General features: G+C 58.8%; 20 protein-coding genes. 7 read left to right on the top strand and 13 right to left on the bottom strand.

Translation table 11 applies throughout. The annotated features are described in order from the left end of the window. Positions 1-321: 321 nt before the first annotated feature. The 4 genes from pdhA (at position 322) to DT594_RS11510 (ending at position 4,294) form a co-directional block, all read left to right on the top strand. A complete protein-coding gene (gene pdhA, locus DT594_RS11525) occupies positions 322-1,413 on the top strand; it encodes a pyruvate dehydrogenase (acetyl-transferring) E1 component subunit alpha (RefSeq protein WP_149332811.1) in 1,092 nt (363 codons plus the stop codon). Continuing rightward, positions 1,406-2,401 carry an alpha-ketoacid dehydrogenase subunit beta gene (locus DT594_RS11520; protein ID WP_149332810.1) on the top strand — a complete coding sequence of 332 codons (996 nt, stop codon included), beginning with the start codon at positions 1,406-1,408 and terminating at the stop codon, positions 2,399-2,401. The genes pdhA and DT594_RS11520 overlap by 8 nt, the downstream gene beginning before the upstream one ends. Then, positions 2,398-3,531 carry a dihydrolipoamide acetyltransferase family protein gene (locus DT594_RS11515; RefSeq protein ID WP_149332809.1) on the top strand — a complete coding sequence of 378 codons (1,134 nt, stop codon included), beginning with the start codon at positions 2,398-2,400 and terminating at the stop codon, positions 3,529-3,531. Before DT594_RS11520 ends, DT594_RS11515 begins: the two co-directional genes overlap by 4 nt. Before the next feature lie 85 nt (positions 3,532-3,616). Then, positions 3,617-4,294, top strand: a complete 678-nt coding sequence (locus DT594_RS11510; protein ID WP_178091511.1) for a cupin domain-containing protein — start codon at positions 3,617-3,619, stop codon at positions 4,292-4,294. Here DT594_RS11510 and DT594_RS11505 read toward each other — a convergent pair. The 3 genes from DT594_RS11505 to DT594_RS11495 all read right to left on the bottom strand — a co-directional run bounded on the left by DT594_RS11505 (position 4,279) and on the right by DT594_RS11495 (position 7,781). After that, positions 4,279-4,944 carry a DUF2931 family protein gene (locus DT594_RS11505; protein ID WP_096345618.1) on the bottom strand — a complete coding sequence of 222 codons (666 nt, stop codon included), beginning with the start codon at positions 4,942-4,944 and terminating at the stop codon, positions 4,279-4,281. The two genes, DT594_RS11510 and DT594_RS11505, sit on opposite strands and share 16 nt — an antisense overlap. Beyond that, entirely contained in the window at positions 4,941-6,830 is a 1,890-nt protein-coding gene (locus DT594_RS11500; RefSeq protein ID WP_149332807.1) for a PAAR domain-containing protein, read from the bottom strand. The genes DT594_RS11505 and DT594_RS11500 overlap by 4 nt, the downstream gene beginning before the upstream one ends. A 153-nt stretch (positions 6,831-6,983) precedes the next feature. Beyond that, positions 6,984-7,781, bottom strand: a complete 798-nt coding sequence (locus DT594_RS11495) for an undecaprenyl-diphosphate phosphatase (RefSeq protein WP_149332806.1) — start codon at positions 7,779-7,781, stop codon at positions 6,984-6,986. Between the two features lie 191 nt (positions 7,782-7,972). On the opposite strand from DT594_RS11495, the gene DT594_RS11490 reads away from it, so the two are divergent. Next, positions 7,973-8,992 carry a cyclase family protein gene (locus tag DT594_RS11490; protein ID WP_149332805.1) on the top strand — a complete coding sequence of 340 codons (1,020 nt, stop codon included), beginning with the start codon at positions 7,973-7,975 and terminating at the stop codon, positions 8,990-8,992. Positions 8,993-9,047: 55 nt separating this feature from the next. Here the strand turns inward: DT594_RS11490 and DT594_RS11485 are convergent, their stop codons facing one another. The 8 genes from DT594_RS11485 to DT594_RS11450 all read right to left on the bottom strand — a co-directional run bounded on the left by DT594_RS11485 (position 9,048) and on the right by DT594_RS11450 (position 20,032). Then, on the bottom strand, positions 9,048-10,991 hold the full coding sequence (locus tag DT594_RS11485) for a TRAP transporter permease (RefSeq protein ID WP_149332804.1): 1,944 nt from the start codon (positions 10,989-10,991) through the stop codon (positions 9,048-9,050). Positions 10,992-11,066: 75 nt separating this feature from the next. Then, complete coding sequence (locus DT594_RS11480; RefSeq protein ID WP_149332803.1) at positions 11,067-12,233, bottom strand: TAXI family TRAP transporter solute-binding subunit; 1,167 nt, start codon at positions 12,231-12,233, stop codon at positions 11,067-11,069. Between the two features lie 377 nt (positions 12,234-12,610). Beyond that, positions 12,611-13,540, bottom strand: a complete 930-nt coding sequence (locus DT594_RS11475) for an electron transfer flavoprotein subunit alpha/FixB family protein (protein WP_149332802.1) — start codon at positions 13,538-13,540, stop codon at positions 12,611-12,613. Between the two features lies 1 nt (position 13,541). Next, positions 13,542-14,291, bottom strand: coding sequence for an electron transfer flavoprotein subunit beta/FixA family protein (locus DT594_RS11470; RefSeq protein ID WP_149332801.1), 750 nt, complete (start codon positions 14,289-14,291; stop codon positions 13,542-13,544). Between the two features lie 175 nt (positions 14,292-14,466). Next, the gene (locus tag DT594_RS11465; RefSeq protein ID WP_096346978.1) at positions 14,467-15,600 is read right to left on the bottom strand and encodes an acyl-CoA dehydrogenase family protein; all 1,134 of its coding nucleotides are present in this window, start codon (positions 15,598-15,600) and stop codon (positions 14,467-14,469) included. 10 nt (positions 15,601-15,610) lie between these two features. After that, positions 15,611-16,807 carry an acyl-CoA dehydrogenase family protein gene (locus DT594_RS11460; protein ID WP_149332800.1) on the bottom strand — a complete coding sequence of 399 codons (1,197 nt, stop codon included), beginning with the start codon at positions 16,805-16,807 and terminating at the stop codon, positions 15,611-15,613. A 78-nt stretch (positions 16,808-16,885) separates the two neighbouring features. Further along, positions 16,886-18,979: a 3-hydroxyacyl-CoA dehydrogenase NAD-binding domain-containing protein gene (locus DT594_RS11455; protein WP_149332799.1), complete on the bottom strand. Its 2,094-nt coding sequence runs from the start codon at positions 18,977-18,979 to the stop codon at positions 16,886-16,888. A gap of 258 nt (positions 18,980-19,237) precedes the next feature. Next, positions 19,238-20,032 carry an IclR family transcriptional regulator gene (locus DT594_RS11450; protein WP_096346975.1) on the bottom strand — a complete coding sequence of 265 codons (795 nt, stop codon included), beginning with the start codon at positions 20,030-20,032 and terminating at the stop codon, positions 19,238-19,240. 252 nt (positions 20,033-20,284) lie between these two features. On the opposite strand from DT594_RS11450, the gene DT594_RS11445 reads away from it, so the two are divergent. Together DT594_RS11445 and DT594_RS11440 are read left to right on the top strand one after the other, a co-directional pair. Next, the gene (locus tag DT594_RS11445) at positions 20,285-21,913 is read left to right on the top strand and encodes an AMP-binding protein (protein ID WP_149332798.1); all 1,629 of its coding nucleotides are present in this window, start codon (positions 20,285-20,287) and stop codon (positions 21,911-21,913) included. Then, positions 21,910-22,581: a crotonase/enoyl-CoA hydratase family protein gene (locus DT594_RS11440; RefSeq protein ID WP_149332797.1), complete on the top strand. Its 672-nt coding sequence runs from the start codon at positions 21,910-21,912 to the stop codon at positions 22,579-22,581. Before DT594_RS11445 ends, DT594_RS11440 begins: the two co-directional genes overlap by 4 nt. A 56-nt stretch (positions 22,582-22,637) precedes the next feature. Here the strand turns inward: DT594_RS11440 and DT594_RS11435 are convergent, their stop codons facing one another. Beyond that, positions 22,638-23,120 carry a YbhB/YbcL family Raf kinase inhibitor-like protein gene (locus DT594_RS11435; RefSeq protein WP_149332796.1) on the bottom strand — a complete coding sequence of 161 codons (483 nt, stop codon included), beginning with the start codon at positions 23,118-23,120 and terminating at the stop codon, positions 22,638-22,640. A gap of 40 nt (positions 23,121-23,160) precedes the next feature. Further along, positions 23,161-23,463 (bottom strand): hypothetical protein, encoded by a 303-nt coding sequence (locus DT594_RS11430; protein WP_231703270.1) that lies wholly within the window; start codon positions 23,461-23,463, stop codon positions 23,161-23,163. Positions 23,464-23,475: the final 12 nt, after the last annotated feature.

The following is a 23,475-nucleotide window of genomic DNA, read 5'->3' as shown; positions in this document are numbered from 1 at the left end:
GTGCTGCAAACTACCAGCTCGGACGCAGGAAATCGCCTCCGGTTCCCTCACCAGCATAGACCACATGGGTTGCAGGATGGCTTGCGGCGGCACCTCTGAGTAAAAACGGCCGGTAATGGGGCTCTTCGAGCATTCTTGCCTATACTCATATCGAGTTCTGCCTGACCGCCCGCGGCCACGCAGAATCCTGCCCACGCAGCGTCACCCGGCTGCGGGTCAGTCCACCGGTCACAAGCTGGTGGATCAGGGGTCGCGGCCTACCGGCCGGACTGGCACTCGCCATCGGCAGCCACCAGAGCATGCCGATTGAGGAGATACATTATGTCTTTGACGGTAAACCTGCCTTACACCCGCCTGATCGACGATGAAGGCCAGCCGCTGGGCGAACTGCCAGCCTGGACCGCAGATCACGCGCTGTTGTTGTCGTTATACAAAAACATGCAACGCGTTCGCAGCTTTGACCAGAAGTGCGTGGCTTTGCAGCGCACTGGCCAACTGGGTACCTATGCCTCGACGCTCGGGCAGGAGGCGATCGGCTCGGCCGTCGGCCGGGCCATGGCTTCAGAAGACGTACTCATTCCCTATTACCGCGACACAGCCACCCAGTTGCAGCGCGGCGTGGCCATGCACGAAATTCTGCTCTATTGGGGCGGCGACGAGCGGGGCAGCGCCTGGGAAAATCCAGCGGTGGCGGAGGACTTCCCCATTTGCGTACCGATCGCCACCCAAGCCTGTCATGCCTGCGGTATTGCCGCTGCCTTTCGGATTCGTCAACAGCCACGGGTGGCGGTGACTACGTGCGGCGATGGGGCGACCAGCAAGGGCGACTTTCTTGAGAGTCTGAACCTGGCGGGCGTGTGGCAACTGCCGGTGGTCTTTGTGGTGAATAACAACCAGTGGGCGATCTCGGTACCGCGCAGCCTGCAGAGCGCCGCACCGACCCTGGCGCATAAAGCGCTGGGTGCCGGCTTGCCGGGCGAGCAAGTGGATGGCAACGATGTGCTGGCTGTCTATGACCGGGTGCTGCATGCGATTGAGCGAGCTCGGGCTGGCAAAGGCGCAAGCCTGATCGAGTGCGTCAGCTATCGGCTAGGTGATCACACCACCGCAGACGATGCCAGCCGCTATCGCTCCGATGATGAACTGAACGCGGCCTGGAAACATGAGCCGGTAGGCCGCATGCGGCGCTTTCTGCATGGCCAGCATCTATGGGATGAGGACAAGGAGCAGGCGCTGCAGGCCGAGCTTGGCGAAGCAGTCACTGCCGCGGTCGAGCGTTATCGCGGCACGCCGCCAGCAGAGGCCACCGCCGCCTTTGATCATTTGTTTGCACAGTTACCGCCTGAGTACGATCACCAACGTGCCGAGCTTGGCAAACGGGTGGCGTCGCTGAACGGAGGTGACCATGAGTGAGGACAAATCCCTGTGCATGGTCGAGGCCATCAACCTGGCGTTACATCGGGCGATGCAGGATGACCCGGATGTTGTAGTGCTGGGCGAAGATGTTGCCGGCAATGGTGGCGTGTTTCGCGCGACGGTGGGCTTGCACGAGCGCTTCGGGTTCCGGCGGGTGATGGATACGCCACTGGCCGAAACGCTGATTGCCGGCATCAGTGTGGGCATGGCTGCGCAGGGCTTGAAGCCGGTCGCGGAGATCCAGTTCATGGGCTTTATCTACGCTGGCATGGAGCAGCTGATTTCCCATGCCAGCCGTCTGCGCAGCCGCACCCGCAGCCGGCTAAGTTGTCCGATGGTGGTGCGTACGCCGCATGGCGCGGGGATTCATGCGCCCGAGCATCATGGTGAAAGTACCGAAGCGCTGTTCGCGCATATTCCCGGCCTGCGCGTAGTGATTCCGTCCTCGCCCCGGCGGGCCTACGGTCTACTGCTGGCGGCAATTGCCGATCCGGATCCGGTAATCTTTCTTGAACCCACGCGGCTGTATCGCTCGGTGCAGCAGCGGGTCCGTGACGACGGTAAAGCTTTGCCGCTGGATAGCTGTTTTACCCTGCGCGAAGGCCAGGATCTCACATTGATCAGTTGGGGTGCGGCGCTCAAGGAAACGCTGGAAGCCGCGGCGCTGCTGGCGGAGCAGGGCGTGGATGCAGAAGTGATTGATGTCGCCTGCCTCAAGCCGCTGGACAGCCAAACGCTGATCGCCTCGGTTAGCAAGACCGGGCACTGCGTGATTGTTCATGAAGCGGCGCGCAGTTATGGCCCGGGTGCGGAAATTGCCGCATTGCTGCAGGAGCACGCCTGGCAGGCGTTGCGCGCACCCATATTGCGTGTCACCGGGCTCGACTGTGTGATTCCCTACGCGCGTCAGGAGCTGGCCTATCTGCCCGACGTGCAGAGTATCTGTCAGGCCGCGCGTGCGGTAATGAACGGAGAACAGCTATGAAAACTTTCAAATTGCCAGACCTGGGAGAAGGGCTTCAGGAATCGGAGATTGTCGAGTGGCATGTGCAGGCTGGCGATCAGGTCGAGGTGGATCAGTTGCTGGTCTCGGTGGAAACGGCCAAGGCGATCGTCGATGTACCCTCGCCCCAGGCGGGCGTGATAGCGCGCTGTTTCGGTAAGCCGGGCGACCAGTTGCACGTGGGTGAGCCGTTGGTGGTTTTCGAGGGCGAAGCCGAAGACAGCGGTACTGTGGTTGGTGATCTTGGGGTTGGCAATCTGGACAAGGCGGATGCCAGTGCGGGCCTGGCCGCGGAGGAATTCCATATCGGCATGTCGCCCTCCACCCGCGATTATCAGCCCGCCAGAGCCACGCCCTCGATCCGCCGTCTGGCGCAGCAATTGGATGTGGATCTGGCGCGCCTGCATGGCTCCGGTGACAGCGGGCTGATCAACGAAGAGGATGTGCGCCGGGCCGCAGAGCCGCTTGGGCAGGGCCAGGGCGAAGCGCTGCGCAGCGTGCGCCGGACCATGGCCAAGAATATGGCCCGCGCGCATGCCGAGGTAGTGCCGGTGATGCTGGTTGAGGATGCCGACCTGCATGCCTGGACCGCCCCGGTGCGCGACCCGATGATCCGGCTGACCCGGGCCATCGCCATCGCCTGCAAGGCGCAACCGGCCTTGAATGCCGGCTTTGATGGAAGGCGGCTTACGGTACAGCCGCATGCGCAGATCGATCTGGGAGTCGCCGTGGATACGCCGGACGGGCTATTTGTGCCGGTGCTGCGGGATATTGCCGAGCGTGACCCAGACGACCTGAGGCGCGGCCTGGCACAGCTGCGCGAGGATGTCGCCAAACGTTCGATTCCGCCCAGGGAATTGATGGGCGCGACCATTACGCTGTCCAATTTCGGCACGTTGTTTGGCCGTTACGCCAATCCAATAGTGATGCCGCCGCAGGTCGCCATCATTGGCGCGGGTACGCTGCGTAAACAGCCGGTGGCATGGGAAGATCAGGTAGTGATACATCCTGTACTCCCGCTGTCACTCACCTTCGATCATCGTGCAGTGACGGGCGGCGAGGCCTCGCGTTTTCTCAAAGCGCTGGTGCTGGATTTGCAGTTGCCGGAGTAGGCTACTTTTTCTGTAACAAGCGCGGCCTGTCAGCGGTCGGTTTGGGAGTTATGCTGGCAACTCACTCATGCCTGTGGAGATCATCTTGTCCAGTTCCTTTACGCCGCTGAATATGGATCGCCGGCTGGCGGTACTGGTCCGCCCCGGCGATCAACATTGGCTGGATGCCCCCCAAGCACCAGTCAGACGCTGGCCACTGGAACGGGAAGCGCCGGAGAGCGGCGAAGTCACCAGCCTGGTCGAGTATCTGCCCGGAGCGCGCTTTCCCGAGCACCGTCACCCCAATGGCGAAGAAATACTGGTGCTGAGCGGCGTGTTCAGCGACGAGGGCGGAGATTATCCGGCGGGCAGTTACCTGCGCAGCCCTGCCGCCTCCCGTCACAGTCCGTTTTCACAGCCCGGCTGCCAGATCTTCGTCAAGCTCAACCAGTTTGCCCAGGGCGATATGACCACACTGCGGCTCGGGCCGCAGCAGATGCGCTGGCAGACGCTGAACCAAGGCATGGAGCAGGCCCAATTGCATACCTTTGCCAACGAATGCAGCAGCCTGCAACGTTACGCCAAGACGATGCGGGTTCCTTTGCCAGAGCAGAACCGGGGTGAAATTCTGGTGTTGGAGGGGAGCCTTACGCTGAATGATGAGCCCTTGCCTGCGGGCAGCTGGCTTCGCGCTCCCAGTTTTGATGCATTGTGTCTGACTGCGGCCGAGAACACGCTGATATTGGTTAAAACTCAGCTGGTAGGGGATTACCAGCTGTCGTAGGGAATGCCGTGGGCTTTGATATAGGCTTTCGACTCTTCGGAGAGAGGCAAGGCATAGCGGCCCTCCGACCTGCCTTGATCCGGACCCTCTGGGTGAATTTTGCCAACAAAACGGCCTATCTCAATGGGCTCAAGGCAACCGCCGATTAACCAGGCTTTGGCGATACCGCCTGGGGCGAGACCAAGAGTGACATTCTTCCGGTAACTCGTAACATTCTTGCCGTCAAACCGACAATAGGCCTCGTCAGGTTTGAGCATTTCCTCCCGCGCCCACTCGGGAATATTGATCCGAACATGGTAGGTCTGCGGCTCCACTAGGGATTGCCACCGTACAAAGATTATTTCGGGAAGGTCTATGTTTGTCATGGGTTTGAGCGCCCCGGAGCCCACACGCTCAGGCCAGCCAGTGGGATTGCCCCGATTATCCGGGGGGGTTTGAATTGAGGCCAACCCGCCGTGAACCCGGTAATAAGCAAGACCTCGCTGGTCCAAGACGTCGACACTTTCCACCCAGACCTCCATATAGTTCGGCGCCATCATTCCGATACTCCAGCGGTCGTAGGGTAGCTTGGGCGGCGGCGGATTAAGCGGGTCGCGAGCGCAGGCACTCAGACTGATGATCAGGCCGAGCAGCAGACAAAGCGATTTCATTGGGGATAACCTTTATGCGGTTGATCTGGATAAATAGCCCTACCGCCTGCCTTGGGGCGATTAAGTAGGAGCCCTCTTGACGTAGTCCAGTTGGCCGAGCGATGTATGTAATGGCCTTGAAGAAAGCGAGATTCATCGGGGGAGAGCGGAGCGACTATGCCGCGGAGTGCATGAGAAATAATGGTTTGTGCGATAGCTTGCAGCTCGCTAGGGAGTTTAAATTTTTCGGTATCGGGTATGCTTCTGAACGGTACCGAAAATTTCACCGACCATCCGTGCATTACCCGCAGCGCCACTCTCGACAATTCCCCTCTGACCTTTCGATCCAGCCCCAGAGTTAATACGGTATCGGTAGCGTCCAGATTGCGCTGATTCGGAGCGACTCGGCTGATTTGCTCTCGTTTAAACTCACCGGGCCCGGGCAGACCCAGCCCCATCAGTTGCATTTGCACGGTATTGCGTTCGTCCCACTGCCGAGTAGCGCGAATGGCATTTGTGCTGCTATTGTCTCCACCGCGTTGGAAAGGAATGACTCTGGGACGATCAACCAGCAGCCGCTCATGCATCATTGCTGGGTACCCACCCCCGATATCCGAATGCACACCCGGCAGGGCAATTTCCTCATGGGCGGGGCCAACCTGATTGAGGCTGAACAGATAGCGTTCCTCATGCTGAGCGGTCAGTTGCACTACCTTGCGCGCACAATCTGGCGGCAAATACAGATTGATACCTGGGTTTCGCGCATTTCCGGGATTCAGGTCGCCACTCAGTGGATCGACCATTGCAGCGACTGTATCAAATAGGCCAATAAAGTTGATGCAAACATGTTTAGCCCATTCAAAACCGGCTTTGTATGCGGGCGAATTCTGATTAAGTGTTTTGGATAGCATCCCCCCGTCAGGTTTCAGCAGCTCATTGGCAAAATGACGTGCCGCAGCGGCACCTCGACTAAAGCCAAAGATATCGAACTCAACGCGCTCGATAACAAGATGGGGGTTATTGGCAAGCAGTAGGCGTAGTTGTCCAATAATAACGTTAGGGCTTTGTGCCACACCCGCAATAACACCAGTGTCTCCCTGCCCGGTCGCAAGACCTCGAAGCGAGTCAGATCCGCCACTGCGAGTACCCGCACCTTCGATGTACGCCTTCAAATACGCCTGCTTGGCTGTGCTCTCCAACTGCTGATCTGCTTGATCTTCATAAAGATCAAACAACAACGCTACATTCGTCATGGCATTGCCATAACTGCTCCCCGGCATTTGGTCAAACAGCCCGTCACCATTGGTGTCGCGGTATTGTCGGGATTCACATAGCTGGGTAATGGCTTGCAGGGTCTCGGGGTCGAAGTCGTGCAGATCCTGACGCCTGCATTGTTCAGTCAGGGCGGCGTTGGCCAGGTTGTTGCCGGTGCCGTCGAAGAACATGCCCAGGCGCAGTGTGATGCGCTGCTCAAGCGGGAGCTCGGTTTCCTCTTCCTCCTCTTCGTACTCAAGCGTTTCTGCAAGCTGCTCTGATTGAAGGTTTCGACGCAGCTCCTGGGCGGTCGGCGCCAGAGCCTGGGTGGTGTGGGACTCTTCGGCATCCAGCGCAGCCCCGTTGCCAAAACTTACCGCGCCACCAATAACGATATTGCCCGATCCGCCGATTACCACGTCGCCATGGGCACCGGTACTGCCGGTCACCACCGCAGGGCGGCCGTTGATCAGTACGTTGGGTATCACCTGGCCGGTAATGGTGCTGCCACACGCGGTTTTATCGCCGAGGCGTGCGGCGGGCATGCCGTTGAACGATACATCCGGTGAGCCACTGACGATGGCGCTGCTGCCGTGGCCTTTCTTGGGGCATTGGGTGGCGTCGCCCTGACGCGCTGCGGGTTTTCCTGACATGGCCTTGTTCCCTGGCGGTGGATAATCCGTTACCTGTGCCAGGATGCTAGTGCCAGGAAAGGCCCTCTACAAGGCGGGCAGCCCCGGAATGTGAACCGGTAGGCATGCGGGCTACCTAGTCCTTTATCAGGCCCGCTAGCGTAGCCTGACGGTTCAGAGGAACATCCAGAGCAGCGCGACCCCCAGAATGATGCGGTAGATCACAAACGGCTGCATACCGATGCGATTGATAAACGCCAGGAAGAAGTGGATACACAGAAAGGCGCTGATACCGGAGGCGACTACGCCGCCGATCATGAAGGCCCAATCTACTGGCACGCCGGCAGTTGCGAGATCGAATGACTTCAGTGCGCAGGCGATCACGATCACCGGAATCGAAAGCAGAAAGGAAAAGCGCGCAGAGGCCTCGCGGCTGAGACCGAGCATCAGGCCAGCGGTCATGGTTATGCCCGAGCGGGAAGTGCCTGGGAACAGCGCCACGGCCTGGGCCAGACCGATGAACAATACATCCTTCCAGTTCATCTCCTCGACTTCACGCTCACCCTTGTGGCGCCAGTCGGCCCAACTCAGCAGCAGACCGAACACGATCAAACCGATCGCCAGATAGATGGGCGAGCGCAGCACGGTTTCGATACTGTCTTTGAGCAGCAGCCCGGCAATGCCGACAGGGATAGTGCCCAGAATAACCGCCCAGGCCAGGCGTGCGTCGCTGTCCATCTCCCGGTGGGTCACCGAACGCGTCCAGCTGCGGGTCATCTTGATCAGATCGCGCCGGAAATAGATCACCACCGCCGAAAGACTGCCCAAATGCAGCGCCACGTCAAAGGCCAGACCCTGGTCCTCCCAACTGGTCAGTGCGGGTACCAGAATCAGGTGGGCAGAACTGGAAACGGGGAGGAACTCGGTCAGGCCTTGCACCATGGCCAGAACAATGACTTGCAGCCAATCCATTTGGGTGTCCATCGGTAGTGAATAGAAGGGGTGGCAATTAAACCATGCCGGCCATATTCGCGGCGACAGCTGCACGCGGCTTTTTCGCGAGCGGTTGTTATGTTCATGCAACACCGGGGGTGATAAGCGTGACCGACGCCTTTGAGCATGGCATCTTGAGGGCTGAAGCCGCGAACGCAAAGGAGACGCTCATGCGCTGGAAAAACCGCCCGGAAGGGTCTAACTGGGGTGACTTTGGGCCCGACGATGAACTCGGCAGGCTTAATCTGCTCACCCCTGACAAGGTGTTGCAGGGCGTAGCCGAGGTACATGAAGGCCGCTCATTCTGCCTCAGCCTGCCGCTGGATTATCCCGGCGGCAACGCCCTGAACCGCCTGCGTCACCCTCCGCGGCGCTTTACCTCCGGGCGCGGTGACAAGCTCAACTACAATTTCGCCCTGAACCGTATCAACCCGAGCTTTACCGACGTGGTCAGCGACGATGCGGTGTTGCTGTTCACCCAGTATTCCACCCAGTGGGACGCGCTCTCGCATGTCGGCGCGCTGTTCGACGCGGACGGTGACGGCGAAGCTGAACCGCTGTACTACAACGGCTGGCGCGCCGGTGAAGATATTCAGGGCCCAAGTGGTCACGAGGATGCGCTGGAAGGCGTCTGCGCCAAGCGTCTGGGGATCGAGAAAATGGCCGAGACCGCGGTGAGCGGCCGTGCGGTGATGATCGATCTGGAAAAACATTGTGGCCACGAGCGGGTACTGGTCGATTACGCACGCCTGCAGCAGATCTTGAAACTGGACGGGGTGGTGATCGAACCGGGAGACATGGTCTGCCTGTATACCGGCTTTGCCGATGTGGTGCTGGGTATGCGCAAGAATCCGGATGCGCCCACGCTGGAAAACAGCTGTGCGGTGCTGGATGGTCGCGATCCATTGCTGCTGCAATGGATCACTGACAGCGGCCTGAGCGTGTTGATCGCCGACAACTATGCGGTCGAGGCCTACCCGGCGCGTGAAGGGCAGGGCTGTTGCGCCGCACTGCCGCTGCATGAGCATTGCCTGTTCAAGCTCGGCATTCATCTGGGCGAACTCTGGTACCTCAGCGAGTTGGCCAGCTATCTGCGCGCCAACGGGCGCTCGCGGTTTATGCTGACCGCGCCGCCGCTGCGCCTACCCGGTGCTGTTGGTTCACCGCTAACCCCGGTGGCGCTGGTTTAGCTAGCGATCCGTGCTGACCTGGAAGCTGTCGGACAATTGATGCCCGGCCAGCTCCTCAAGCCGGCGCCCAACGCCTATGCACAAGGCCCAGGGCAAGAGTCAGCGCGATCAGCCCAAAGGAGAGGATAAACAGGGTCTGCTCACTGATCAGAATATAGGGGTTGTGGGGCATCGCCAGGAACAGCCCGCCAACGATCAACCCCAGGCGCAATGGCCAGTGCAACAGTCCGCGCTCGGTAAGATCGCCGAGTTTCGGCAGGTAACCCTGCAAGCCCCCCGAGATCAGCACGATACCGCCCACAGCGCAGGCAATGGCGATGATGATTTCTGTCGCAGTGCCTTGCAGCAACAGGGCTGGCTCCAGCACGAAGAAGAAGGGGATGAAGTAGATGATGCTGCCCATTTGCATGGAAACCAGACTGGTCCGCATCGGGCTGGACCCCGCTACCGAAGCAGCGGCAAAGGCACCGATGGCCACTGGCGGTGTGATAAAGCTGAGCATGCCCCAGTAGAGGATGAACATGTGCACAGCCATCGGGTTCATCCCGCCATTGATCAAGGCCGGAGCCAGGGCAATGGCGAGGAAGATATAGGCGGCGGTCACCGGCATGCCGATGCCGAGAATAAAGCTGGTCAAGGCGCCCATGATCAGCAGCACCAGCATGTCACCACCAGCGATAAACAGCAGGTCGTTGGCAATGGTTCCAGACATGCCGGAAACCGCCAGCGCACCCATGATCAGGCCCACCCCGGCCATCAGGCCGGTCAGTTCGGCGAACAGCGCCCCGCAGGATTCGGCAAAGTCCTTGAAATCCTGCCATTTCCAGCGGCTGTGCTTGCGCAGCTGGTTGATCACCAGCAGCAGAGCGGTCGCATAGAACGGCGCAATCGCTTCCTGCTTCATGAATAGCAACATCCAGATCAGAAAAGCGAAAACGAAAATGTAGTGCCAGCCTTCGATCATGGTCTGTTTGATCTTCGGCAAGTCAATCGCTGGCAATCCGGCCAGACGATTGCGGGCTGCGTAGAAATCGATCTGGGTAAACAAACCAAAGAAATACAGGGCCGATGGTATGGCCGCGGCCAGGGCGATATCGCCATAGGGAATATCGAGAAAGGTCGCCATGACGAAGGCCGTCGCGCCCATTACCGGCGGCATCAACACGCCCCCGGTCGAGGCGCAGGTTTCCACGCCAGCGGCGTAGGTCTTGCTGAAGCCGACCTTGCGCATCGCCGGAATAGACAGCGGGCCGGTGGTCAATACGTTGGTCACTACACTGCCGGACATTGAGCCCATCAGGCCGCTGGAAAAGATCGAAACCTTGGCCGGCCCGCCGCGGACCTTGCCCAGCAATGCGAACGCCAGGTCGATAAAGAACTTGCCGCCGCCGGTGCGCTGCAGTGCGATGCCGAACAACAGAAAGCCGATCACCAGGTTGGCGAAGGCCTGAGAAGGAATGCCCAGCAGGCTCTCGTCACTGTTGGTGTGATAGATCGCGGCCAGATCGATAGGGGTGGAAATACCGGCAAAGCTGTCCGGCAGGTAGCCGGCGAATAGCGGGAATAGCGACGCGAGAAATACCACGATAAAGATTGGCCAGCCGCCGCAGCGACGCGTGGCTTCCAGCGCCAGGGCCCAGGTCAGCAAGCTGATGTAGACCACATTCTGCGGCGCGGCGTATTCCCAGCCTTCATCGACCGCTTCGTTGGAGTTGATGATAAAGAATATGCAGCACAGCGAGCTGGCCACTGCCAGAAGCCAGTCATACCAGGGCGTTGGCTCGATTCGGCGGCCGCGGGCTAATGGGATGGCGATAAATACCGTAGGCAGCATCATCGCCAGCAGCGCATAGATATATTGGCTGGTGAGCATGGTGAAGCCGGTGTAGGTACCCAGATTGAAGATCTGGTAGATAGCCAGGGTTGCGGTCAGCAGCGCGCCAATGGCTAGTATCTTGCCCGTCAGCGGGTTGCGCAGGTCTTGTTGTTCTTCTGACATATCAGCCTCATGGTCATACGTGGTCGAGCCAGCAAAAGCCGGCTGGCAGTCAAATCATTCGGGTGTGGTTAACGCTCAGCGCTGGAAACCCGGATCGAATCCGGCAGCGGTCAGCACCTGGCTGCGGCGCTCCATCCAGCTGCGTTGAAACTCGGGTAGCGGCAGGTCAGCCGAGGCAGCTAGCTGCTCTTCCCAGGCATCAAGCATGAGTTGCTGGCGCTGTAGCAGATTGTGGTTATGCGCTTCATGCGCCTCGGTCCAGACACCCGCTTCACGGAAATAGCGGATAGCCCCCTCGTGGTAGGGCATCACCCAGTCAAACACCTGACGACTCAACTCCCAGCCTTCAGCGCCAGGCGCCAGATTCTTGAATTCGTCGTAATGCTCATCGACAAAGCGCGTCAACGCATAGATCTCGTCAGTATCACGATCGGCATTGGTCACCAGAATTGGCAGAGCGTACCCACCACCGTGCCAGGGGGTTTCTTCCGAAACACCGGCGCCACGTGTTTCGAACTGTGGCAGGTAATAAGGAATAATCTGTTTTGCACGTGCCCAGGCAGCTTTCTCTTCCGGTGTTTCGTTGGGCATGCCCAGCCAGCTGATCCCGCGCGGGCTGGCGGCGATACGCTCCATCAAGGGGGTGCGAGTAGACATGGGCATGATGTCGGCATGGCCGTTGATCAGCGCTTCAATGGCTTCATTGGTGCCGGAGGCATCGACCCGGCGCACATCGTCCCAGGTGAGTCCGCCATAGGCCAGTACCGCGCTGGTGATCATGTTGATGGAGTCGGCGCCGCGGATAAAGATGATGCGCTGGCCCTTCAATTCGCTTGGATGCTTCAGGCCGGTATCGGCGGCGGCGGCCAGGCCAAAGCTCTGAGTGCCCTGTGATGCCAGGACCATACGAATTGGCTGCGGACCCCAGTCCGGCTTGTTGAACAGGAATATTCCCTCCTGGCCAAAGTAGCTGGCGATACCGCACAGGCAGTAGCCGGCGCGGCCGGTTTTAAGGGGGATCATTCGAGACACGTCATTGCGGCCGGGGAGGATACGAATATTGCTATTCTCCTCAAACTTCAGCAGCCCGCCCAACGCTGCAGCCTGGGCGTACCCGGCAGCGCCGGTACCATAAGCGGTCCAGACCATGACGCGGGGTAGAGCAGATTCGGCAACGGCTGCTATTGGCAGGGTAAACGCTAATGCCAGTGTGGTGGCGAGCCTGGAAAGAGAAATTCGCATAGAAGACGCCTTTTATATTCCGCTGTGCGGAACATTATTGTATTTATGTTTCGCTAATCAGAATGGCATTTTACTTTGCGTGAGACACATTGCAAAAGACTTGAGGTAATGAAAGGTTAATATGGCGGCATAAAATGACAATAAATGATACAGATTGTTGCGTATAACGGCATTCAGGGCTTCTGGATGTACAGTATTGCGAAGCGCACTTTTACACAGTTGCGGTAAATACAGACTCCGTCACGCCGCAATACCTCGTCATTCCCGCGCAGGCGGGAATCCATTTTGACTGTGACTTTGACTTCCCAAAAGCCCAATAAAAAACCCCGGCTCTCGCGAACCGGGGTTTTCCTAAGGCGTTTAGCGTAAAGCGGCTATTACACCTTGCTTTCCAACTCCGGAATCGCTTCAAACAGATCCGCAACCAGACCGTAATCGGCTACCGAGAAGATCGGCGCTTCTTCGTCCTTGTTGATCGCGACGATCACTTTGGAGTCTTTCATACCGGCCAAGTGCTGAATCGCACCGGAAATGCCGACAGCGATATACAGGTTCGGCGCAACGATCTTGCCGGTCTGACCGACCTGCATGTCGTTGGGCACAAAGCCTGCGTCAACCGCGGCACGCGAAGCGCCTACAGCCGCGCCAAGCTTGTCGGCCAGCGAGTACAGGTGCTTAAAGTTGTCACCGTTCTGCATGCCACGGCCGCCGGAGATCACGATCTTGGCACCGGCCAGTTCAGGACGGTCGGACTTGGCCAGCTCTTCGCCAACAAAGCTCGATACACCGGCGTCCTGGACGCTGGAAACCGCCTCGACGCTGGCGCTGCCGCCTTCGGCTGCAACGGCGTCAAAGCCGGTGGCGCGTACAGTGATGACCTTGACCGCAGCGCTGGACTGCACGGTGGCAATCGCGTTACCGGCATAGATCGGACGCTTGAAGGTATCAGCGCTATCGACCGCAATGATCTCGGAGATCTGATCCACGTCCAGTAGTGCAGCGACGCGCGGGCCGTAGTTCTTGCCGTTGGTGCTGGCAGCACAGAGGATGTGGCTGTGGCTCTTGCCAACTTCAGCAATCAGCAGTGCCAGGTTTTCCGGCAACTGGTGGCCGTAGGCAGCGTTATCCGCCAGCAGCACCTTGGTTACGCCTTCGGCCTTGGCCACTTGATCAGCGACTGCAGAGCAGCCTTCGCCAGCGACCAGTACGTCGATATCACCACCGATCGCTTTGGCAGCAGCCAGGGTGTTCAGCGTCGCGGCATTCAGTTCGGCGTTGTTGTGTTCAGCAATAACTAGAATCGTCATCTCAGATCACCTTGGCTTCGTTCTTGAGTTTGTCGACCAGCTCGTCGACGCTCTTGACCTTGATACCCGCGCTGCGGGCAGCCGGCGCTTCGACCTTGATGGTCTTGACGGTAGAAGAGACGCTCACGCCGAGATCTTCCGGCTTGAGGTTTTCCATCGGCTTTTTCTTGGCCTTCATGATGTTCGGCAGCGACGCATAGCGCGGCTCGTTCAGGCGCAGGTCGGTGGTGACGATCGCTGGCAGTTTCAGGTCAACCGTCTGCAGGCCGCCGTCGATTTCACGGGTGACCTTGACGCTCTCGCCGGAGACTTCCACAGCAGAGGCGAAGGTGCCCTGGCCGTAGCCGCTCAGCGCAGCCAGCATCTGGCCGGTCTGGTTGTTGTCGGAATCGATAGCCTGCTTGCCGAGAATGACTAGCTGGGGCTGTTCTTTATCGACAACGGCCTTGAGCAGCTTGGCAATGGCCAGCGAGCTCAAGTCATCGGCGGACTCGACCAGAATGGCGCGGTCAGCACCCAGAGCCAGTGCAGTACGCAGTTGTTCCTGGGCGGCTACGGGGCCGACGGAAACGGCGATCACTTCAGTCGCAACGCCTTTTTCTTTCAGGCGCACGGCCTCTTCCACGGCGATTTCGCAGAAGGGGTTCATGGACATCTTGACGTTGGCGAGATCGACACCGGAATTGTCCGCTTTGACGCGAACCTTGACGTTGTAATCGACCACGCGCTTAACGGCGACGAGGATTTTCATGGACGCTAGTCCTCCAAAGTCTGTAGGACGCCCGCAAGGGCGCTCGAAAGGGGTGCCATAGGATACCGAGCCTGAACCCTGGCCGATAGTACCTATCTAGTACCTATGTGCAATATGTGACGGCATAAGTGCCGGAATAACGGCTAATTTGCCGTTATTCCGCGAGTTGAAGCTATCAGGCAACGCTCATCTGATTGGCGTAGGCTTCCAGATGATGGTCGTCGTCACCCAGCTGGTGGCTGATCATGACCAGGCGCTTGGCGTAGTGAGCCAGGGAGTATTCCCAGGTCATCGCGATGCCGCCGTGCAGCTGAATAGCCTCTTCGGCGACCTTGCGGCCACAACGGTTGATCATGAACTTGGCCGCCGTCAGGGTGCGGGTGCGTTCAGCGTTATCGGCTTCATCAGCTACGCAGGCAGCCAGAATGGCCATCGAAGTAGCCTGCTCCAGCTCGGTACGCATATCCACCATGCGGTGCTGCAGTGCCTGGAACTTGCCGATCGGCACGCCGAACTGCTTGCGTGTCTTCAGGTAGTCCAGGGTGATGTCGCAGGCCACTTCCATCGCGCCGACGGCTTCAGCGCACAGTGCAGCCATGGCACGACCAGCCTGGTAGCTGATGGCGTCAAAGGCTTCGCCGGCTTGACCCAGCAGTTCGCCCTGGGCGTTGTCCAGGAACAGTTCGCAGGCTTTACGACCGTCTACGGTCGCGTAGTTGCGGCGGGTGACGCCAGTGCTGGCCGGATCAACGATAAACAGGCTGATGCCTTGCTGATCGCGCAGATCACCTGCGGTACGTGCAGACACCAGAATCTTGCCAGCGGTGTGGCCACCGATAACAACGGCCTTGCGACCGGTCAGGCTCCAGCTGTCGCCCTGCTGCTTGGCAGTGGTTTGCACTTCAGACAGCTGATAGTGGCTGTTGGGCTCGTCGAGAGCGACGGCCGCCTGCAGCTCACCGCTGGCGATACCGGCCAGCAGCTCGTCTTTCTGAGTATCGGAACCCAGCTGGGTGATCAGACCGCCGGCGAAAATCACCGACTCCATGTAGGGCTCCAGGCAGATACCGCGGCCCAGTTCCTTCATGATCAGCATGTTTTCCACGCCAGTGCCGCCGAAGCCGCCGAGTTCTTCCGGGAACGGAATCGCGGTCAGGCCCAGTTCACCCATCTGTTGCCAGAATTCAGGGCTGAAGCCGGTGTCGCTGGCGCTGGCCTTTTCACGCTTGTCGAACGTGTAGGTATCACGTACCAGACGGGCCGCAGTTTCCTGCAGCATCTGTTGCTCTTCTGTGAGTTTAAAGTCCATGACTAATCTCCTACAGTTCCAGAATCATTTTAGAGACGATGTTCTTCTGGATCTCGTTGGATCCGCCGAAGATCGACAGTTTGCGCATGTTGAAATAATCACCGGCCAGCGCTGGGCTGGACTCGCTGTTCAACATCTCGCCATCAAAATCGTATTCCAGCTCTTCCGGCAGGAAGGGCAGGGCGTAAGGGCCAACGGCCTTGCGCAGCAGGTTGGTGATCGCCTGACGGATCTCGGTACCCTTGACCTTGAGGATCGAGCTCTCGGCACCGGGTACGCCACCTTCACGGGCCGCGGCGATGATACGCAGCGTGCTCATTTCGGCTGCCATCAGCTGGATTTCAACTTCAGCTACCTGGGTGCGGAACAGGGTGTCTTCGATCAGCGGCTTGCCATTCTTCTGCTGCTTGGATGCAACCTTTTTCAGGTGCGTCAGCGCTGCCTTGGACGCGCCGATGCCGGCCAGGCCAGTACGCTCGTGAGTCAGCAGGTACTTGGCGCAGGTCCAGCCCTTGTTCTCTTCGCCTACCAGGTTCTCGACCGGTACCTTGACGTCGTCGAAGAACACTTCGTTGACTTCATGGTCGCCGTCCAGGGTGATGATCGGACGCACGGTAATACCCGGGGTAGCCATGTCGATCAGCAGGAAGGAAATACCGCGCTGCTGCTGGGCTTCGGGATCGGTACGCACCAGACAGAAAATCCAGTTGGCGTGCTGACCCAGTGTGGTCCAGGTTTTCTGACCGTTGACGATGTAGTGGTCGCCATCGCGCACGGCGCGGGTTTTCAGCGAGGCCAGGTCGGAACCGGCACCGGGCTCTGAATAGCCCTGGCACCACCAGTCTTCACCAGACAGGATGCGCGGCAGGTAATGTTCTTTCTGCTGCTCTGTACCGAACTTGATGATTACCGGGGCAACCATGTTCACACCGAATGGAATGGTGCGTGGCGCGCCAAAAGCGGCAGACTCTTCATCGAAAATGTGTTTTTCGACCGGGCCCCATGTAGTGCCGCCGTGCTCTACCGGCCAGCCGGGAGCGTACCAACCGCGCTTGGACAGAATTTTCTGCCAGCGCTGATGATCTTCCTTGGACATGTTCTTGCCATTTTTTACCTTGGCAGCGATATCTTCCGGCAGCTCGTTTTTCAGGAATTCACGCACTTCATCGCGGAAGGCGAGTTCTTCTGGGGTGTAATGAATGTCCATGTAAGGTCCTCGTTATAAAGCGAATACGAGCCCCCGGCACTCAGTGCTCGGGGGCCGATTTTATCTGTACTTATAAGTTCAGAGATCAGCGAACTTGCGACCTTCCTTGGCCAGCTTTTCCAGCAATGGGGCCGGCTTCCACCAGGCACCGTGCTGCTTGTGGAATTCGCAAATCCGGTTGTAAACATGATCCAGTCCAAGACTATCAGCATAGAACATCGGGCCACCCTGGTGGGCAGGGAAACCGTAGCCATTTATGTAGATCACGTCGATATCGCTGCTGCGCTGGGCAATGCCTTCTTCGAGGATCTTCGCGCCCTCGTTGATCAGCGCAAACAAGGTGCGCTCAAGAATATACTCGTCAGTCAGTTCACGGCGCTCGATGCCTTGCTCTTTTGAAGCAGCCTCGAGGATGGCCGGCAGTTCAGGGTTGTTCAGCGGGGTACGCGAACCCTTTTCGTATACATAAAAACCTTTGCCGGTCTTCTGACCGAGCATACCGGCTGCAGCCATCTTGTCCAGGATGGTCGGCAACTTGAACTCGGCCGGCAGGGTCTGACGCTGGCGGGTACGGATGCTCAGGCCAATATCCAGGCCGGACAGATCGCGCATCGCAAAAGGACCCATAGCCATGCCGAACTTGCGCAGCGCGCCATCGACCTGGGCCGGGGTGGCGCCTTCTTCCAGCAGGAATTCAGATTCGCGACCGTATTGGAAGACCATGCGGTTGCCGACAAAGCCGTCGCACACGCCCACCGGCACAGCCACTTTCTTCAGCTTCTTGCCGATCGCCATGGCGGTCGCCAGTACGTCGTTGGCAGTCTTCTCGCCGCGCACCACTTCCAGCAGGCGCATGACGTTGGCCGGGCTGAAGAAATGCAGGCCCACTACGTCCTGCGGACGCTTGGTGAACTCGGCAATCTGGTTCAGGTCCAGCGATGAGGTGTTGCTGGCCAGGATAGCGCCGGGCTTGCAATGGGTATCCAGCGCTTCAAAGACCTTCTGCTTGACGCCCATCTCTTCAAATACGGCTTCGACCACCAGATCAACACCGGACAGGTCCGCATAGTCGGTAACGCCTTCGACCAGGGTCAGACGCTTGTTCATCGCGTCTTCGGTCAGGCTGCCGCGCTTGACGCTCATCATGTAGGTATCGCGGCAACGCTCCATGGCTTTGTCCATGGCCTCGTCGCTGACTTCCAGAATCTTCACTGGAATACCGACGTTGGCAAAACACAGGGCAATACCGACGCCCATGGTGCCGCCACCGATAACGGCTGCGGAATTGATCTCGCGTACCGGGGTGTCCTTCGGCAGATCGTCGATCTTCGACGCCAGACGCTCGGTAAAGAAGGCATGCACCAGTGCGCTGCGCTGCGGCGATACCAGACACTCGCCGAACAGTTCGCGCTCGCGCTTGAGACCTTCTTCCAGCGGCAGGGTAAAGGACGCCTCAACAGCAGAGATGCAGCGCTGGGGCGAGAACAAACCAGGGGTTTTCTTCTCGACTTCGGCGCGCTTGGCGGCAACCAGGGCGGCATTGTCGATGCCATCGAGCTTGTCGGTGCGCTCGCCGGTGCGGCGTGCACCCTTGCCATCGGCAATCAGTTTCTCGGCGAAGGCGATGCCAGCAGCGGTCAGGTCGCCGTCAACCAGTTCATCAATCACGCCCAGTTCCAGGGCTTCGCTGGCGCTGATCGGGTTGCCGCTGACAATCATGTCCAGGGCTTTCTCGACACCGACCAGGCGTGGCAGACGCTGAGTACCACCGGCACCCGGCAACAGGCCGAGCTTCACTTCCGGCAGGCCGACCTTGGCGCTTTTCAGCGCGATGCGGTAATGGCAGCTGACTGCCACTTCCAGACCACCACCCAGTGCGGTGCCATGGATCACGGCGACGCTGGGCTTGCTGCCCGCTTCGATGCCGCTGACCACTTCGGGCAGGCCTGGGGATTTTGGCGGCTTGCCGAATTCCTTGATGTCGGCGCCGGCGATAAAGGTCGAACCCTCGCAGACCAGCACGATGGCCTTGACCTGCGGATCGGCTTCGGCTGCCTTGAAGCTGTCCTGAAGACCTTCACGCACGGCAATGCCCAGCGCGTTGACGGGTGGATTATTGACTCTGACGACCGCAATGGCGCCCTGTCTTTCCAGTGTGACCACGTCCGACATGCTAAATCTCCGAGTGTGAGCGCCTTTGAGTAATCCGCTGGCGGGTTATGAAACGCTGTAAATAAGTCGACAGCAGTTTGCAGCGGCTTGTTCAAATAACGCCTGATTCAAAAAGGTGTTTCACTATGCGAAATAATGAAACCGTGTTCCGCTAGGCAAAATACAAAAAAACAAAGCCGTTGTCGATGCCCGTGTTTTAGCGAAATGTATACAGATTAGCCAAGATGATGGTCAGCCCTCGCTCGCGAGGGCTGCGGCTCACACCCCGAGGCGTTCGATGTCGCGAGCGAGCATGGCCAACTGGTGCGCCAGCTGATTTTTGACCTTCTCTTCCGAAACCAGATAAGAGGGTGCGCCGCAGGTCAGGGCCATGATGGTGCCGTCCTGCAGAAACAGGGGTACGCCGGCGGCGTTTACATTACGGTCCCAGTTACCCAGCGACAGGCAGAAACCGTGCTGACGATAGTCTTCGAAACTGTCCATCAGCTGTGCATGCATTTCGGTCCAGTTATCCGGGTTGCGGGCGGCGAGGGCATCCAGCACGTGGCTGCGTTCATCATCTTTCATCGCAGCCAGGTAGGCGCGGCCGGCGGCGGTGGTGGCCAGCGGCAGGCGGACGCCAACATCCATACGCAACGAGGTGGATTCCGCCGGCCGGCAGTTCTCGACGTAGATCATCGACAGACGATCACGGCAGGTCAGGCCCACAGAGGTATTGGTCGAGCGGGCGAATTCATCCATATACGGCTTGGCCAGTTGGCGCACGCGCAGATTGGACACATAAGCATAGCCCAGCGCCAACACCCCGGAATCCAGCTGGTACTTTTCCAGCTGCGGCGAATAGCTCAGGTAACCCAGCTTGGTCAGGGTATAGGTCATACGCGATACGGTAGGCTTGGGCAGCCCGGTGATGCGAGCGATGTCCTGATTGCCCATGACCACCGCGCCCTGGCTGAAGGCGCGCAATACGTCCAGCCCGCGCGATAACGCCTCGACAAACTTGCGGTCCTTGGCTACAGCGGGTTCCTTGAGTAGTTCGAGATCGTCATTCATGGGGCATTAACCTTGTGATCTTATCAATCGAAACAAAGGCCTTGCTTGGGAGCCAGCACGTCTCCAAACCTATTGTTCGACATCAGTCTATTATTGTTGCACACAGAGTCAGAACCATAGCAGATATGGCCGTTCTGCATAGCGGTATGCAAGCAGTTTTGTCTCAATGATTGCACAGCGTTAGACGATAGAATAGCATCTTTTTGGTATTGTATTCCGCTGTGCAAAATAATGATTCGATAAGAGGTTTCCATGTCAACACCCGCTCATTCCCCTGTCGGCACTATCGTCAGCACTCAACTGGCGCAGTTGGGTCACACCAGCCTTGCTGATGTTCTGACCAAGGCCTGCCAGGACTACGCCGACAAGCCCGCCTTCTCCTGTGGCATGGACACCCTTTCCTTTAATGACCTGGATGCCAAGGCGGACGCGCTGGCGCGATACCTGCGCGGTCCCCTCGGCTTGCAGCCGGGCGAGCGCATCGCCATCCAGCTGCCTAACTTGCTGCAATACACCATCAGCATTTTTGCGGCACTGAAAGCCGGCCTGGTTATCGTCAACACCAACCCGCAATACACGCCGTTCGAAACCCGCCATCAGTTTGCCGATTCCGGCGCCCGCGCGCTGATCGTGCTCGACAAGCTGCTGCCCATGGTGCGCAAGATCCAGCCAGAGACGCAGATTGAAAAGCTGATCGTGACCAGCATGGACGATATGACCCAACCGGTGTTCGAGTCGGACGAGGCGGATCTCACGCGCTTTATGTTGGCCCTGCGCGAAGGCGCGCAGCAACCGGCCGTCAGCCCCGAACAGGGCCTGGATGATCTGGCGATTCTGCAATACACCGGCGGCACTACGGGCGTATCCAAGGGTGCGATGCTCAGCCACCGGAATATTCTCAGCAACGTGCTGCAGGCAGTCGATGTAATCAAGCCCGGGGATGTGGAGTACGGCAACGAAGTCCGCGTCTCGCCGCTGCCGCTGTACCATATCTTCGCTTTTACCGCGAACTGCATAGCCTCTGTATTCACCGGCTTCCACAGCATTTTGATCACCAATCCGCGCGATCTGGACGGCATGATCGGCGACCTCAAGCGGCATCGGATCACGCTGCTGACCGGCATCAATTCGTTGTTCGTGTCGCTGATGGCGCATCCGGATTTCGACAGCATCGACTTCTCGCATCTCAAGTGGGTCAACTCCGGCGGCGCTCCGCTGAATACCGAGATCGCACGGCGTTGGTTCGAGCGTACCGGCAGTGTCGTGCGTGAAGGCTACGGTCTGACGGAAACCTCGCCGGTGGTTGTCGCTTCCACCGCGTTCACGCCCTATAAAGAAGGCTTTATCGGCAAGGCGGTAATCGATACCGAGATGAAGACGGTCGACGACGATGGCCAGGAAACGCCCCGCGGCGAGCCCGGCGAACTGCTGATCCGTGGTCCACAGGTGATGCAGGGCTATTGGCAGCGCCCCGAGGCCACGGCCGAGACCTTCGCTGATGGCTGGCTGAAAACCGGCGACGTTGGCGTCATCGATGAAGAGGGCTTTCTCAAGCTGGTTGATCGCAAGAAAGACATGATTCTGGTCTCCGGTTTCAACGTCTACCCCAATGAAGTCGAAGACGCCGTCATGCGCCACGCTGGTATTCGCGAGTGCGTCGCTGTGGGCGTGCCGGACGAGAAGAAGGGTGAGTCGATCAAGCTGTTCGTCAGCCTGCATGATCCCAAGTTGGGCCAGGCCGAGATCATCGCCCATTGCCGCGAGCATCTGACCGGTTACAAGGTACCGAGCACCGTGGAAATCCGCGACGATCTGCCCAAGTCCACCGTAGGCAAGCTGCTACGCCGCGTATTGCGTGACGAAGCGCGGGCGGCCTCATGAGCGGCCTGAGCATGGCCACCCGTGATGGCATGGCCGAGATCACGCTGAATGACGGCAAGGTCAATGCCCTGTCGCAGGTGATGATCGAGTATCTGCTGGCCGCGCTGGATCAAGCTGCTCAAGCCGACTGCGCGGTGCTGATTGTCGGCCGCGAGGGTATTTTCAGCGCCGGTTACGATCGCAAGGTGATTGACGCGGGCGGCCCGGCACGCGATGCCATGCGCGCCGCCGGCGACCGGCTGACACTGGCGCTGCTCGATCACCCGGCCCCTGTAGTGATTGCCAGTACCGGTCATTGCATGGCCAAGGCGGCATTCATGTTGCTGCTGGCCGATTATCGATTGGGTGCTGATGGCGCCTTTACTACGGGCTTGAATGAAGTGGCGATTGGCATGAGCATGCCACCGGCGGCGATGGAGCTGGCCCGGGAACGCATAACCCCGCAATGGTTGTCACGCTGCGCACTGCAGGCCGAGTCGATGGACCCTGCGCAGGCACTGCAAGCCGGTTTTCTGGATGAGCTAGCCGCTCCTGATCAACTGCTGGGCAAGGCCCGCATCAAGCTCGCCGAATTGGCTGCGCTGGATCGCACAGCCTATCGGGAAACCCGCCAGCGCATGAACGCACCGCTGCGTGAGCGGATACTGCCCCTGCTGACCCTGAGCTAAATCACCAGGCCGAGATGGACCTCGGCCTGGTCGGAGCCTTTGTTGGGGGTGCTTTGTTAGCCGCGCTGATAAGTACCGATCAGCCGGTTCATCGCCAGGCAATGCGGTTCAACCTTTGCCAGCAGCTCCCACAATGTCAGCCCTTCCGGCAGATTCAGTTCGCTGTCCAGCGCCAGTACCCAGAAGTAATACTGATGCTTGCCATGGCCTTCGGGCGGCATGGGGCCGTTGTAACCGGTCTTGCCAAAGTTGTTCTTGCCCTGGGTATGCTGATCACAGCCTTCGGAGATCGAAGTAACCGAGCCCGGAATGTTGTAGTGCACCCAGTGTACGAAGCCGTAGGTGCCGTTGGCAGAGATCAGCGGCGCGTCCGGGTCATGGCAGACCACGGCATAGCTTTTGGTGCCTTCGGGAGCTTTCTTCCAGCTCAGCGCCGGGGAGACATCTTCACCCTCGCCGGTATGCTTGCTGGGGATAGCCGCTTCGTTACCGAAAGCACTGCTGCTCAGGTGTAGATCATTGCTGAATGCGAAACCCATAACGTTCTCCTCGAATAGTCCAGGTGAAACTCGGTTGGAATCAACTCCAGCGTATCAGTGCGCTAAGCAACCATAAACCCAGCAAGCACCAGATGACGCCGCCAAAAATGCGTTTGTGCAGGAAGGCGCGAACCCCTGCGTAAATCATGATCAGGCCAACCACCACAAAGATGACGGTGAAGATATTGCTGTCGACCCCCAGTGCCCGGGAGAAACCGTTTACAAAGGCGGAGCTGGCGCCAGCGAGCACGTCAAAGATCCATGCCAGGCTATCGACCAACAGGCGGATGACGGTACCAAAGGCTTCGCCGAGCCATTCAAACGGGTTGGAGTTCAGTTGCATTGATGCATTCAC

The organism is Halopseudomonas laoshanensis (assembly GCF_008365385.1).
GTDB classification, from domain to species: domain Bacteria; phylum Pseudomonadota; class Gammaproteobacteria; order Pseudomonadales; family Pseudomonadaceae; genus Halopseudomonas; species Halopseudomonas laoshanensis.
The sequence above is the reverse complement of the archived record's forward strand: the minus strand, read 5'-3'. Positions and strand labels throughout refer to the sequence as shown.